This window comes from Tunturiibacter lichenicola (assembly GCF_051013355.1).
Taxonomy (GTDB): domain Bacteria; phylum Acidobacteriota; class Terriglobia; order Terriglobales; family Acidobacteriaceae; genus Edaphobacter; species Edaphobacter lichenicola_F.
This window is the reverse complement of sequence record NZ_CP132944.1, coordinates 3,325,682-3,339,922: the sequence shown is the minus strand read 5'-3', so window position 1 is coordinate 3,339,922 and position 14,241 is coordinate 3,325,682. Positions and strand designations below refer to the sequence as shown.

At 56.2% G+C, this 14,241-nt stretch carries 10 protein-coding genes; 1 reads left to right on the top strand and 9 read right to left on the bottom strand.

Annotated features, from left to right (window positions below; translation table 11 throughout):
* Positions 1-3 precede the first annotated feature (3 nt).
* The 6 genes from zwf to RBB82_RS14020 all read right to left on the bottom strand — a co-directional run bounded on the left by zwf (position 4) and on the right by RBB82_RS14020 (position 8,641).
* Positions 4-1,545: a glucose-6-phosphate dehydrogenase gene (gene zwf / locus RBB82_RS14045; RefSeq protein ID WP_433971250.1), complete on the bottom strand. Its 1,542-nt coding sequence runs from the start codon at positions 1,543-1,545 to the stop codon at positions 4-6.
* 51 nt (positions 1,546-1,596) lie between these two features.
* Entirely contained in the window at positions 1,597-2,502 is a 906-nt protein-coding gene (gene gnd / locus RBB82_RS14040; RefSeq protein ID WP_433971248.1) for a phosphogluconate dehydrogenase (NAD(+)-dependent, decarboxylating), read from the bottom strand.
* 78 nt (positions 2,503-2,580) lie between these two features.
* On the bottom strand, positions 2,581-3,432 hold the full coding sequence (locus tag RBB82_RS14035) for an oxidoreductase (protein WP_433971246.1): 852 nt from the start codon (positions 3,430-3,432) through the stop codon (positions 2,581-2,583).
* A gap of 42 nt (positions 3,433-3,474) precedes the next feature.
* Positions 3,475-3,957, bottom strand: a complete 483-nt coding sequence (gene rpiB / locus RBB82_RS14030; protein ID WP_433971244.1) for a ribose 5-phosphate isomerase B — start codon at positions 3,955-3,957, stop codon at positions 3,475-3,477.
* 122 nt (positions 3,958-4,079) lie between these two features.
* Complete coding sequence (tkt, locus tag RBB82_RS14025) at positions 4,080-6,077, bottom strand: transketolase (RefSeq protein ID WP_433971242.1); 1,998 nt, start codon at positions 6,075-6,077, stop codon at positions 4,080-4,082.
* 107 nt (positions 6,078-6,184) lie between these two features.
* Positions 6,185-8,641 carry a glycoside hydrolase family 15 protein gene (locus RBB82_RS14020; protein ID WP_433971240.1) on the bottom strand — a complete coding sequence of 819 codons (2,457 nt, stop codon included), beginning with the start codon at positions 8,639-8,641 and terminating at the stop codon, positions 6,185-6,187.
* Between the two features lie 320 nt (positions 8,642-8,961).
* On the opposite strand from RBB82_RS14020, the gene RBB82_RS14015 reads away from it, so the two are divergent.
* Positions 8,962-9,573 carry a superoxide dismutase gene (locus RBB82_RS14015; RefSeq protein WP_433971238.1) on the top strand — a complete coding sequence of 204 codons (612 nt, stop codon included), beginning with the start codon at positions 8,962-8,964 and terminating at the stop codon, positions 9,571-9,573.
* Between the two features lie 176 nt (positions 9,574-9,749).
* Here the strand turns inward: RBB82_RS14015 and RBB82_RS14010 are convergent, their stop codons facing one another.
* The 3 genes from RBB82_RS14010 to typA all read right to left on the bottom strand — a co-directional run bounded on the left by RBB82_RS14010 (position 9,750) and on the right by typA (position 13,980).
* The gene (locus RBB82_RS14010) at positions 9,750-11,495 is read right to left on the bottom strand and encodes a right-handed parallel beta-helix repeat-containing protein (protein WP_433971236.1); all 1,746 of its coding nucleotides are present in this window, start codon (positions 11,493-11,495) and stop codon (positions 9,750-9,752) included.
* On the bottom strand, positions 11,428-11,673 hold the full coding sequence (locus tag RBB82_RS14005) for a hypothetical protein (RefSeq protein ID WP_433971235.1): 246 nt from the start codon (positions 11,671-11,673) through the stop codon (positions 11,428-11,430). The genes RBB82_RS14010 and RBB82_RS14005 overlap by 68 nt, the downstream gene beginning before the upstream one ends.
* Before the next feature lie 471 nt (positions 11,674-12,144).
* Complete coding sequence (gene typA, locus RBB82_RS14000) at positions 12,145-13,980, bottom strand: translational GTPase TypA (RefSeq protein ID WP_433971233.1); 1,836 nt, start codon at positions 13,978-13,980, stop codon at positions 12,145-12,147.
* Positions 13,981-14,241 lie beyond the last annotated feature (261 nt).

Sequence of the window (14,241 nt, the reverse complement as noted above, 5' to 3'; positions counted from 1 at the left end):
GAGTTAGAGTTTGCGCCATTTGCGACCGTCGGTCTTCAGCATCGCATCCGCAGTTGCCGGGCCCCACGTTCCTGCCGCGTAGTTCGGAAGACTGTTGATCGGATCCTTCGCCCAAGCCTCAAGGATGGGAGTAATCAGCGACCAGGTTGCTTCGACGCCGTCACGATGAGCAAACAACGTCGCGTCGCCAAGCATCGCATCCAGCAATAGACGCTCATAACCGTTCGCAGACGACTTGCCGAACGCCTCAGCATAGCTGAAGTCCATATCGACCTTGCTGATGGTCATGGTCGGGCCCGGCACCTTCGCACCAAACTGAAGCGTAATGCCCTCGTCCGGCTGGATACGCATCGAGAGAACGTTCGGCTGAATACCCTCGGCGCCCTTGCCTTGCGCGTCCTTGAAGAGCATCTGTGGCGGCAGCTTGAACTGGATCGTAATCTCGGTCACGCGCTTGCCCAGCCGTTTGCCCGCGCGGATATAGAACGGTACACCGGCCCAGCGCCAGTTATCGATCTCCAGCCGCAGCGCAGCGTAGGTCTCGGTCTGCGAGCGTGGATGAACGCGCTCCTCCTGCCGATAACCAACAACCGCCTTACCGTCAACCGTACCCGGCCCGTACTGGCCACGCACTGTATCGGCAGGATGAATGGGAGGAATCGCCTTCCACACCTTCACCTTCTCAGCGCGTACAGCAGAGGCTTCAAACGAGACCGGTGGCTCCATCGCAACAAAGCTGAGCAGCTCCATCACGTGGTTCTGCACCACGTCGCGAAGCGCGCCGGCCGTCTCATAAAACGGTCCGCGGCCTTCGATACCGATGCTCTCCGCCGCCGTAATCTCAACGTGGTCGATGTAATTGCGGTTCCAGACATTCTCGAAGATTCCGTTGCCAAATCGGAACACCAAAATGTTCTGCACCGTCTCCTTACCGAGATAGTGATCGATGCGGAAGATCTGGTCTTCACTGAAGACCTTGTTGACCTCGTTGTTCAACGCCTTGGCCGACTCCAGATCGTGGCCAAACGGCTTCTCGACGATGGTGCGAACCCAGTTCTTCGCCTCACCATCCTTGACCTCCGGCTTGGCCATCCCATGATCGCCGAGATACTTGACGATGTCCGAGAAGTACTCCGGTGCGGTCGCAAGGTAGAACAGACGGTTCCCCTTGGTGCCGAACTTCTTATCGATATCGGCGAGCACCTTCTTCAACGCGTCATAACCAGCCGCGTCGTCGAAGTTCATCGCGTGATACTGAATACGACCTACAAACGGGTCGAGCTTGGCTTCATCCTTCTCGACGCCGCCGCCGCTGATGATGCCTTCCTTCATGTCCGGCGCAAAACTCTTCTCAAGCGGACGCCGTGCCACGCCGACAACCGCGAAGTCCTTCGGCAAAAGTCCGGACTGCTCAAGATGGTAGAGCGCCGGGAGAAGTTTGCGCTTGGTCAGGTCGCCCGAGGCGCCAAAGATTACGACGATGCACGGATCGGGCGTACGCTCCGGCTGCGGGACTGCTGCTGTATCACTTACTTTGATCGACATTCGATTTACCTCGTACTTTTTGTTAGAACCTGGTTTCTGAAAGTTGTGAGACTACGACTTCTTAACGTCGTGGCCACCAAAGGCGCCGCGCATAATCGAGATCATGCGATCGGTAAAGTTGTTCTCCTCGCGCGAGCGCAGGCGACGAATAAGAGACTCAGTGATCACCGGCGCGGAGATGTTTAGATCGATAGCTTCGGTCACAGTCCAACGGCCTTCGCCCGAATCCGGAACGAACGCTTCCAACCCGTCAAGCGTAGGATTCTTGGCCAACGCGTCCGAGGTGAGGTCAAGTAGCCACGAGCGTACCACCGAACCCTTCTGCCATATCTTCGAAATCTGCGGAAGATCAAGGTTCAACGGAGTCTTCGCCTTCATGATCGAGAAGCCTTCGGCATACGCCTGCATCAAGCCGTATTCAATACCGTTGTGAACCATCTTGACGAAGTGCCCCGAGCCCGAAGGACCAACATGTCCCCAACCCTCGTTCTTCGCTGGCGCTAACGTCTCGAAGATTGGCCTCAACCGCTCGACCGGCGCTTTATCGCCGCCGATCATCATGCTGTAGCCCTCTTTCAAGCCCCACACGCCGCCCGACGTGCCGCAATCCACATACTCGAATCCTTTGTTCGTCAACTCCGCATGTCGGCGCTGCGTGTCCTTATAGTTCGAGTTACCTCCATCGATGAAGGTGTCGCCCTTCTGCATCAGCGGCTCAAGCTTAGCGATCGTCTGGTCAACAGGATCGCCCGACGGAACCATGATCCACACAGCGCGCGGTGCAGCCAGATTCTTTATCAGATCTTCAAGCGAGTTCACTCCAAGCGAGCCAGCCGCTGTCAGCTTCGCTGTTGCATCTTTATTAAAATCGAAGCCGACAACCTTGTGACCTGCAAGACGGAGACGTTCTGCCATGTTGAAGCCCATCTTGCCAAGGCCAATTATTCCGAGTTCCATGTACTTCCTTTCTTATGCGGCTTGAAAGCCGAGTTGTGCAAGCTCATCTCTGAGCTGTATTGATAAAGGGCGATAAGCTTATTTGCCCTCCGGAAAATCTGCTCCTGCTGTTACCTGTTCCCACGCCGAAATCTCTTTATGCCATGCATCCAGTTTGGCCCGCATCCGTTGCAGTGCGCTGCCGCCAAGCAGAAGGTGGAGCGGAGGATTCGGAGACTCGACCACCTGAATCATCGCCTGCACGGCGCGAAGCGGATCGCCCTTTTGCTTTCCGTCATTTTCAGAGAAGTACTTACGCATATTGCCCGCGGTATTGTCGTAGTCTTTGATGCGAGTCTTCGCGATCACCCCGGAGCGGCCTAGGAAGTCCGTGCGGAATGGACCAGGCTCGATCACGGTGACATGAATACCCAGCGGAGCAAGCTCCGCCGCCAACGCCTCCGACAGCCCCTCGACAGCAAACTTCGTCGCGTTATACATGCCGATGCCCTGCCCACCGATCAAGCCGCCAATCGACGAAATATTCAGAATGTGCCCGCTGCGCTGCTTGCGAAGATGAGGAAGAAAAGCCCGAGTCACTTTCAATAAGCCAAAGACATTCGTCTCAAACATCGGCATGAACTCTGCTTCAGAGACTTCTTCAATAGCACCCGCAACGCCATAACCTGCATTGTTGACCAACACATCCACCTGGCCGAACTGGGCAAACGCCTGCGTTGCTACCGAATCCACCTGGCCGGCATCAGTCACATCCAAAGCGAGCGCCTTTGCGGCCTTTGGGTACTTCGCTTCTAGATCCGCGACCTTATCAATATTCCGAGCCGTCGCAACAACCTTCCCGCCGGTCTTCAGAACCTCTTCTGCCAGCATCCGGCCAAAGCCAGTCGATGCTCCCGTGATGAACCAGACACGTTGGTTTGATTGAGTCATACTCTCCACATACTCTGAAATAGTGAACCGAACTTCATGTATTTATGACTTGAAAGCCGCCCCCGCTGCCTCTGGCATGTATTGCTGCTCAATCGCCATGACCTTATTGAGACGGCGCACGAAGCGGGGCTCGTTTGCGATAAATCTAGCCTTCAAATAGGCATCCACGCACTCGAAGGCAAGGGCGGCCCCAATGATGCGCGCGCCCATCACCAACACATTCATCTGGTCATGTTCGACACCCTGATGTGCGGAGTAGGTGTCATGGCACATTCCCGCACGAACCCCCGGCATCTTGTTCGCTGCAACGCAGACGCCCACGCCCGAGCCACAAATAAGAATGCCGCGCTCAACGTTCCCTGCCATCAGGGCTTTACCAACAAGCAATGCAAAGTCGGAATAGTCTGATGGTTCGGTGTTGTAAGCGCCAAGATCATTGATTTCGTGGCCCAACTTTGCGACGTACTCACGCACCTCTTCCTTCAAAGGAAAACCAGCGTGGTCGGAAGCAATGGCGATCTTCATTGGGGCCTCTGCGTTGGATGTTCTGGAGTCGCGATAGGGCGCAAATGAGTCATGGAAACATCCACTGCCCAAGCTGCAACAAAGATACAAATGGGCGGGGCAACCTTGCCCCGCCCATCGATTTACTTCTTTACCAGCTTCTTGGCATGTGCCACAACGTTCGCAACATTGAAGCCCAGCTTATCCAAAGCGATCGGCCCCGGAGCCGAAGCACCAAAGCGATCCAAACCAATCACGCCGCCGTTATGGCCGACGTACTTGTACCAACCAAGCGTCGCACCGGCTTCAACCGCCAGCTTTGGCGTAGCCTCCGGCAACAACTTCGCTTTGTACTCATCGCTCTGCTCTTCATAGATGTGGAAGCTCGGCATAGAGACAACGGTCGCGTTGATACCTGCAGCCTTCAACTCCTCCGCCGCCTTTGTGACAAGCCCAACCTCAGAGCCAGTCGCGATGAGAATCAAATCCTTGCCATGCGAAACCACTTCATACGCACCCTTACGTGCTCCTGCACGCGCAGTCGCTGGGTCGATGGTAGGCAAGTCTTGACGCGACAGAGCCATAAAGCTCGCACTCTTCCGCTCCAGAGCGAGTTGCCAGCAAGCCGCCGTCTCATTCGCATCCGCAGGATGGAAGTCGGTGAGGTGCGGGATAAGACGAAGACTCATCAGCTGCTCAACCGGCTGGTGCGTCGGTCCATCCTCACCCAAACCAATCGAATCATGGGTGAAGATAAACAACGAGTGAATGTTCATCAGAGCAGCCAGACGCAGTGCATTGCGGCAATAGTCCGAGAACGTGAAGAACGTCGACCCAAACGGAATCAAGCCACCGTGTGCAGCCATGCCATTCACCATCGCGCACATGCCAAACTCGCGCACGCCGAAGAACACATTGCGTCCTGCGGGGTCCACATGAAAACTTGGTGAATCCTTGAAGATTGTCTTGGTCGAGGCGGTCAGATCGGCCGCACCACCAAACAACTCCGGCACCACATTCTCAATCGCCTGCATCACAGCCTGCCCGGCGTTTCTCGTTGCCATCGGCTTTTCTACGGGGAAGGTCGGAATCTTTGTCTCCCACCCGTCGGCAAGCTTGGCCTTGATCGTCCGGTCGAACTGCGCCGCGGGCTCCGGATACGCCTTCGCGTACTCCTCAAACTCCGCTGTCCACGAAGCGTGCAGATCCTTACCCTTCAGCTTGATCGTGTCCCAGTTCTTGCGAGCCTCATCAGGAACATAAAAGCTTTTATCCTCAGGCCAACCAAGGTTCTTCTTCGTCTCCTTCGTCGCGTCCGGCCCCAAAGCCTCGCCGTGCACCTTGTTTGTGCCAGCCTTCGGGCTGCCGTAACCAATCACCGTCCGCACACGAATCAGCGACGGCTTCGTTGTCTCGGCCTTGGCCGCGAGAATCGCCTTCTCAATCGCCACGAGATCATTTCCATCGGCCACATACTGCACGTGCCAGTGGTAACCCTCAAAACGCTTCGTCACATCCTCCGTGAACGAAAGCTCCGTCGGTCCATCGAGCGAGATCAGGTTGTCGTCATACAGCACAATCAGCTTGCCTAAAGCCAGCGTTCCCGCCAGCGAAGCCGCCTCATGCGAGATCCCTTCCATCAGGTCGCCATCGCCGCAGAGCACATACGTGTGGTGATCGACGATGTTGTACGTATCGCGGTTATAGACCGCAGCCTGATGCCGCTCCGCCGTCGCCATACCCACCGCCATCGCAAAACCCTGGCCAAGTGGCCCGGTCGTCACTTCAACGCCAGGAGCCTCACCGTACTCCGGGTGACCCGGAGTGTGCGAACCCCACTGCCGGAACTGCTCCAGCTGCGAGATCGGCAAGTCGTATCCCGAAAGATGCAGCGCGCCATACAGCAGCGCCGACGCGTGCCCATTCGAGAGCACGAACCGGTCCCGGTCGATCCACTTCGGATCAGAAGGATCGTGCTTCATCAGCTTGTGGTAGAGCAGATAAGCGATCGGAGCGCATCCAAGAGGAGCGCCGGGATGGCCCGACTTCGCCTTCTCCACGGCATCGACAGCGAGAAAGCGGAGGGCGTTGATGGAGATCTGGTCAATTTCGTGCTGTTTCGAATCCTGCTGTTCGCTCATTCTTTTCCTTTGCTCTTTCAAGAGACGCGACGCGTTTGGCGACGCTGAATCTGGATGATTTCGACAATCTCTAACAGTGTACTAGCGTGGCCCGACTCCCTGCATCTTCACACCTTGGTAGATGCCGGAACAGCATGAATGGCAACATCAATATTTCGCCCCAGCCAACGATCCTTCTGGCCCTCAACGGGCCACGCAAGCGTAAAGGTGATCTTGCCTGCTTGCCCTCCGCCCGTAGGAATATCCACAAATGACCCCGAATACCCAACCGACTGCGAATCCAGTTTAAGCGTCGTCGCCCAATTGTCGTATGTATAAACAATGTGAAAATGATCTCGGTCCACAATGCGAAGCGTATGCCCGGATAAGATCGAAGCAATCGGCCGCGTAGGCTCAAATATTTCAGTGTGGTTACTAAACGTCCGCTTGTCCTTCGGCACCGCATATCGATCCTCGACCGCCTGAATCCGGTCAAACACCCTCCCATCCGCGGCCGAACGCAAGAACTTCAGATACTCCGCATGCGCCCACACCAGCGGCTGCGCCGACCCCGCCGACCGCCCCCGATACATCCCCTTCGAAGGCATATCGTCATAGTCCCAGACCTGCTCCGGAAGCATTCCCCCCACCGAACTAAACTGCTCAATCGCCTTGATGTACTTCGTGAAATCGCTCCCTGCGCAAAGCTCATAGTGGCCGCGTTCGCCAGTCAGAATCGGCCACGCCCGTCCCTGCCCCGAACCGTCATACGGGCCACCATCTTTCTTCTGCCCGTAGCCGTCATGGTTATACCGACGCCACGAAACTCCATACGGCGTCTCAATCTTCAGGACGTGATCCACAACCTTCAGCGAGTCGACAATCAGCGGATCATCTGCACGCCGAATCCCATACCTCACCAGCTCCAGGAACCCGCCATCGATCACCTCACGCGCCTCGAACTCATACTTCTCCCCAGGCTCGCGATTATTAATCCGAATCATCCCCGGAGGCAGCGAGTCATCATGAAACGGCTCGCCCTTGGCCGGCGGACGAATCCGCATGTAGTGATACTTAACATCCGGATGCAGAACCCCTTCCTTCGTTGTCGTCCACTCATCCAGATGCGACTCAATCCAGTCCGCGTAAGTCTCCAGATAGTCCGCCAACTCCACCGACTCGCGATCCCGCGCAATGTCCGCTGCACAAATCAGCCCCGAGATAACCGCCGCCAGCGTCGAAGGCGAGTACCCAGCCGCCTCCTCCCAGCGCTCCTGCTGCGTCACCGGAGCGTAACGCACCAGAAACGATGCAGCGCGCTCGACAAAGGGAAACACGTCGAAGTTCCCCAACCCATCCTGCTTCCAAAGCCGCCACGCCAGAATGATCGGAAACGCCACCTCATCCAGCTGAATCCCCGTCCAATACGGTGTTCCGTCAATCCAGAAGTTCTGCGCAAAGCTGCCGTCGGGCTTCTGCGTGCAAGCCAGATAGACCAGCGCCCGAAGCGCCGTATCCTTTCGTCCGCACGCCAGCAAGGCGCTCGCCGTCTGCACCATATCCCGCGTCCAGACCAGGTGGTATCCACCTAAATCCGAGTCGCCCTTCGAAGCCCCCCACGGCACGGAAGCCGACGCAATAAACGCGCCAGAGAAGGTCTTGTCCTCGTGCGTCAGCAGCACGTTCTGGCTGATCCGCATCAGCTTGCCGCCATCTGTAGACGCAGCGGCGAGACCAACCGGCGAATTCACACGACGCCACTGGTCCAAAAACCGCTCCTGCAAATCTTCATACGGCGCGGCTAGCGTCTGCATCATCTGCGCGATCGCCGAATGATGGCCATCCCCAAACGAGATCGCAATCGTGAACTCGGGATTCTCCGCAATATTAACCTCACCCATAATTGCGAGGTTGCCATCCAGAGCCTGCCCGAACTGCCAGCTCATCCGCATATCCTGAGCCAGATTTTGATACCCATCGCTCGTCCCTGCATAGCCACACGAAGAACGAACAAAGCCGCAATTCGCGCCAAACGCCAGCGAGGTCTCACCCTTCCACGCCAGCAGACAACGCTGTCCTGCCACATCGATCGACCGCGCAGAATTCCCCGCACCACCACCGTTCAAGTGCGGAGCCAGCAGCGCATAGCACTTCAGCCGCGACAGAAGATCCGCCTCCCCGGTGATCTTCACATGCATCAGCACCACAGGATGGTGAGGATCGCTGATGAACTCCTTCGTCACCGTATACCGGCCATCCAGATCGCTCGCAACCACCCGAACCGCGGGCGCCGCCTCATCGATGTAGTGAAAGTCGTACTCAAAGTTCCGCTTCTCTTCGTGGAAGAACGTCTCTCCATCGCTGAACAGCAGCTCCATATCGCGAGTCTGCGGACGGTCGATCGTTGGATAGTAGATCTCATTCAAAGTGCCATGCGAAACCGTAAACCACACCCGGCTCGAAGCCGCATATGCAGTGGCAACCGCGTCCTTCTCGCTCGAAGTCCAGCGCGGTTCTATTCCAGGAGCCCCAAATGCGGGGCCGTCGTCATCAAGCCAGCGGTAAGAAGAAGTTAGATCGTTCATTGGTTCCTATTGGTTCCTATTAGAGCGCAAAATTCCGAATCCGGTTTGATTGCTTTGTCAAAGACCCATGAATCGAGGCAACAGAATCTCATCGCGACCAACGGAAGCGCAAACCGAAGGGGTACGCAAGTCACGAAGTGACCGCCCCGCGCGCAGCGGGCATTTATCGTCAGCACGCGTCGTCATCCCGAATAGTCTATGATTTTGATGGTTGTGCCGTCCCCTCAAGTGCATCGCGCACCCTCCGGACGGCATCGAACACACTCAGGCGGTCAGGATCCTCCTGACTGACACCAACGAACGACGACAGGAGAACTACTGTGGCCTACGAACTACCTCCTTTGCCCTACGATTACGCGGCGCTTGAGCCTTTCATCGACGAAGCGACCATGAAGCTTCACCACGACAAGCACCACCAGACCTATGTCACCAATCTGAACGGCGCGGCAGAAAAACACCCCGAGATTGGCAAAAAAACTCCTGAAGAACTGGTCAAAGACCTCGCCAGCATCCCCGAGGATGTCCGCAAGGTAGTACAGAACAACGGTGGCGGCCACGTCAACCACACCATGTTCTGGCAGATCATGAAGCCTAAGGGCGGCGGAGAACCCACCGGCGAGATCGCCCAGCAGATCAAGGCAGACTTCGGCTCCTTCGAAGACTTCAAAAAGCTCTTCAACGAGACCACCGCGAAGCAGTTCGGCTCCGGCTGGGGCTGGCTCATCTTCGAGGGCGGCAAGCTCAAGGTCGTCACCACCGCGAACCAGGACAACCCCCTCTCACAGGGTCACTACCCCATCCTCGGCAACGACGTCTGGGAGCACGCCTACTACCTCAAATATCAGAACAAGCGCCCAGACTACCTCGCTGCCTGGTGGAACACAGTCAACTGGGACGAGGTCAACAAGCGCTTCGCTACCGCCAAAAAGTAACTCCGCTCCAAATCACGAAATGGGGCCGCTACTCATGCGGCCCCATCTTCATTCCAATCTGCCACTCTTTTGTTTGTCATTCCCGAAGGGAATCTGCGTTTGCAGTCTCGCACCATAAAGAAAATCCCACCATCAAAACGCCATATCGCGAAGAACGATCTTGGACGAAACCTGAGTCACCCTCTCATTGACTGACGACCAGAGTCACAGTCGCCTGGTGCGAACGAACTCGAGTCCACAGCGGCCCCCTGCACCGCCAACTGGTACGTCTCTGGCGGGACGACGATGCTGAATCGGTCCGGTCCGCAGCCCGACAACGCCGCACAGGAAGAGATAACCCAGATCGCCCCAAGACGAAGCATCACCCCCCAGGGCACCCTCCGCTTCAAAGACCCTCGTCGACACAAAAGCAGAGACGGAAAAAGAAACAGTCCAACGAACACGATCGAAAGACCGCTGGTCGACGAGGTTCGCGACAGACCGGCTTGAGCCTTCTCAGAACTGATCGTCACGGTGGAAGATTGCGGACTGGTATCGGCAATGCTCAACGCCGGAGAGGTGAAGCTACACGATGTACTCGCTGGCAGACCGCTACAAGTCAGCAGCACGGTGCCCAGGTTCGCCGCTGTCGGAGTCACAGTCACCGTAAATATTCCGCTCATCCCTTGTTGAACCGCAATCGAAGATGGGTTCACAGTTAGGGCAAAGTCAGGTGGAGGCGGAACCGGAGCAGGGACGCCCGGATACTCATACACCCCCATGTCAATAACTGCGCTGCTCAACCCCTTCGCATTCTCAATCCGTGGATGACCGAGGAAGGCCAGCGCAGGAAGCTCAGGTGCCAGATTGTCGCCCGCGTCAACGGCTGGCGAAGCCAGCATTAACTCAAACGGGTGCGTGCCACCAGCACCCGATGCAAAAAGCGGATCAGCCGATATGTTCCCGTTCTGCCCCGTCTGGTCCGTGCAGGACCCCCCGTACAATCCAGGTCCCAGACGCAGGTTCAACACATCATTGTTGCGGAATGTTGGAAGTACGGTGGGAGGAGTTCCAACTGTGACTAATGATTCGCAGGAGACAGGTGTGAGCCCGTCTGCGCCAACGATCAGGTTGTTGAAAAAATAAACGTTGTCGTACGACCCTTGAACGTCCAACTGAGTACCTTGCTGCGGCCCCGGTCCAATAAGAGTGTTATCGACAAACGTATTATTGACGACATATATAGGGAACGCATGGAAGCTTCCGCTTGTAAGAAGCAGATTCAGACCTGCCCCAGACTGGTTTGGGTATTCCACGTTATTACTGTCTACAGTATTGTCATACACAAGATTCTGGACGATAACCGGTGAGGTGTTTCCCCGAATGGTTATTCCACTCCCCTCAGCCTTGCCACTATTTTGTGTAATGGTGTTGTCTTCGATGAATGGTCTGCCAGCATCCACTGCGGATATGCCACCACCATGTTCATCTGTGTTGCTTTCGATAATATTACCCAGAATCTGGGCATAGAGTGCGCCACCCGGCGCGCCATAGAGCACTATTCCTCCTCCTCCACCTGAGTCATCACTGCTTTCTGGTGTGCACAGAGGGAGGCTTGTGCCAACGAGGTCGGAATGGTTATTCACAATCGTGTTTCCCTGAATCAGCGGTGCTCCGCTAATGACTCCAACTCCGCACCCTTGATTGTTCTGGATAGTTGAATTGAGAATTGTCGGAGAGGCCTGAAAGATGTAGATGCCTCCAGCCGTAGGAATAGGAGCAGAGACACCGTTCTGGACAGTAACGTTTTGCAGAATCGAACTGCGGGTCTCTCCAGTGTTGAACGTCACCACGGGGCCATTTGCCAACTGCCCATCAAGGATCACCCCGGCACCACTTCCGCTCACCGTAATCGCCTTGCCATTGAATAATCGCCTTGCCATTGAAGTTGATCGGGCCAAAATATGTTCCGGGGCCGATGCTGACCGTATCGCCAGCATTCGCCGTATTGATGCCGGCCTGAATCGTGGACGCATCTCCCGGCACATGAATCGTGCGCTGAGCCCATAGCGGGTGAGAGGAGAAAACCGATATAAGTCCAATGGTTAAAACAATATACAAAGAACCTGCAAGGGCCCGAGACTTCATACCAGCATTGTCCGTGAGCCTATCCCTAAACGCAAATTACGCAGCCACCGAACCCTTCGCACCGGCCACGCCCTTCGTACCGGATCTGCCACCCAAGCCTAATTTCAGCAGCCAGATTGTTGCAGACGAGAACAGGCATCATCCCCTGGCCTCAGCGGCACCGGGAACTTGCCTGAAAATAAATCTCGAAAACCTGTCACATTTTTCAGACCTGAAAATATGTCCTCCAAGTGTCCACGTTCACCACGCATAACACCACAAACTCACCACAAAAACACCACGTTCTGCACCCCATTTTTCCCAAAAACCCCTGCAAAAACACCACTCCACCACAAACCAATTTTTCGCACCAGTCTTTCCCCAAACAGCCTCCTCCACCCCCCCAAAAGGTAACGGCCGAACCCCATCAGGGTCCGGCCGTCGAGAGACAAAACAGCGCTTCGACTACTCGTTACCCGAGCCCTTGCGGGGACGACGGTTCGCCTGAAGCACCTTCTTACGCAGACGCAACGACTTAGGCGTAACCTCAACCAGTTCATCATCCGCGATGAACTCAATGCACTGCTCAAGCGTCAGCTGCTTGTAAGGAACCAGCCGCACAGCATCATCCGAGCCTGAAGCACGCATATTCGAGAGCTTCTTCTCCCGAACGCAGTTGACGTCCAGATCGTTATCTCGTGAATGCTCGCCAACCACCATGCCTTCATACACTTCCACGCCATCTGAAACAAACAGAACGCCACGATCCTGCAGACCTTCGAGCGCATAAGCGGTGGTGGTTCCCTGGCGGTCGGAGATCAAAGCACCCGAGAGACGCTGCGGAATCTCACCCTGGTAGGCAACGTAGCCATCAAGAATCGAGTTCATGATGATGGTGCCACGGGTTTCAGTGAGCATCTCGGAGCGCAGGCCGATGAGACCACGCGACGGGATGCGGAACTCCATACGGACGCGGCCTGAGCCGTGGTTGACCATCTTGGTCATCTCGCCTTTTCTCGGTCCGAGGCGCTCGATGACCGTGCCAACGAAGTTTTCGGGCACGTCGATGGAGAGGTGTTCGACCGGCTCCATTACGGCGTCGTCGATCTTCTTGGTGACGATCTCTGGACGGCTGACCATCATCTCAAAGCCCTCACGACGCATCATCTCGATGAGGATACCAAGCTGAAGTTCACCACGGCCAAGAACCTTGAAGGAGTCGGGCGAGCCTGTCTCCTGCATCTTGAGCGAGACGTTGGTGAGAAGCTCTTTGTCGAGACGGTCGCGTAGGTTGCGCGAGGTGACGAACTTTCCTTCGCGGCCGGCGAAGGGAGAGTTGTTGACGTTGAACTGGATGGCGATGGTGGGATCGTCGATGATGATGGGCGGCAACGGCTTGGGGTCTTCGACATCGCAGAAGCTCTCGCCGATGGTGATGCCGGGGATGCCTGCGATGGCGACGATGTCACCGATCTGGGTCTCTTCGATGTCGGTGCGCTTGAGGCCTGAGAAGCTGAAGAGCTTGGTGATCTTGTGCTTGGTGAAGGTACCGTCGATCTTGGCGACGTTGTACTCCTGACCAGTGCGCATAGTGCCGTTGAAGACGCGGCCGATGGCCAGACGACCGAGGTAGTCAGAATAGTCGAGGTTGGTGACCAGAATCTGGACGGCGCCCTCGGGTTCGCCTTTGGCGACGGGGATGGTCTGGATGATCTGCTCGAACAGAGGCTGGAGGTCGGTGCCGGTGACGGTAAGGTCCTTGGTGGCTGTGCCCAGCTTGCCGTTGGTGTAGAGAACGGGGAAGTCGAGCACGGACTCGTCAGCATCGAGGTCGATGAAGAGGTCGTAGACCTCATTGAGGACCTCCTGGGGACGGGCGTCGGGACGGTCGATCTTGTTGATGACGACCATCGGGGTGAGGCCAGCTTCGAGAGCCTTGGAGAGAACGTAGCGGGTCTGAGGCAGTGGCCCTTCAGAAGCATCGACCAGCAGGACGACACCGTCGACCATCTTGAGGGCGCGTTCAACTTCGCCGCCGAAGTCAGCGTGGCCCGGGGTGTCAACAATGTTGATCTTGTTGTCGTGGTAGTAGAGGGCGGTGTTCTTGGCGAGAATGGTGATGCCGCGCTCTTTTTCAAGATCGTTGGAGTCCATGACGCGGTCGGCGACGGCTTCGTTGGAGCGGAAGGTGCCGGACTGGCGTAGCATGGCGTCGACGAGGGTGGTCTTGCCATGGTCGACGTGGGCGATGATGGCGATATTAAAGATGGGCTTTACGGCTACTGCGGTTGAGTTGCTCACTGCGTTTATGTCCTGTCTGGGCGCTTAGAGGTGATGATTTTGGGAAAGTGCGCGTCCTCACTAGTTTAGCCTACTTGGCCGTCGATTGGCCTCCTAAATGCGCGCTTTCGGAGAAGATACGGTGAATGCGTCGCTTCGGTGGGTGAACGGGTGCTCGCGCCTTATGTGTCATCGACATAAGAAACCTTGGTGAAAGGTTGATCGATTTCATTTTGTAAAGGTTTGAAGAACGTTTGCACCTTTCCTCCAGATGGTCTCATC

Excerpts from the sequence above, each read along its gene's own strand:
- tkt (WP_433971242.1), bottom strand. The coding sequence starts at position 6,077 with ATGAGCGAACAGCAGGATTCGAAACAGCACGAAATTGACCAGATCTCC.
- rpiB (WP_433971244.1), bottom strand. The coding sequence starts at position 3,957 with ATGAAGATCGCCATTGCTTCCGACCACGCTGGTTTTCCTTTGAAGGAA.
- gnd (WP_433971248.1), bottom strand. The coding sequence starts at position 2,502 with ATGGAACTCGGAATAATTGGCCTTGGCAAGATGGGCTTCAACATGGCA.
- zwf (WP_433971250.1), bottom strand. The coding sequence starts at position 1,545 with ATGTCGATCAAAGTAAGTGATACAGCAGCAGTCCCGCAGCCGGAGCGT.
- RBB82_RS14035 (WP_433971246.1), bottom strand. The coding sequence starts at position 3,432 with ATGACTCAATCAAACCAACGTGTCTGGTTCATCACGGGAGCATCGACT.
- RBB82_RS14020 (WP_433971240.1), bottom strand. The coding sequence starts at position 8,641 with ATGAACGATCTAACTTCTTCTTACCGCTGGCTTGATGACGACGGCCCC.
- RBB82_RS14010 (WP_433971236.1), bottom strand. The coding sequence starts at position 11,495 with ATGGCAAGGCGATTATTCAATGGCAAGGCGATTACGGTGAGCGGAAGT.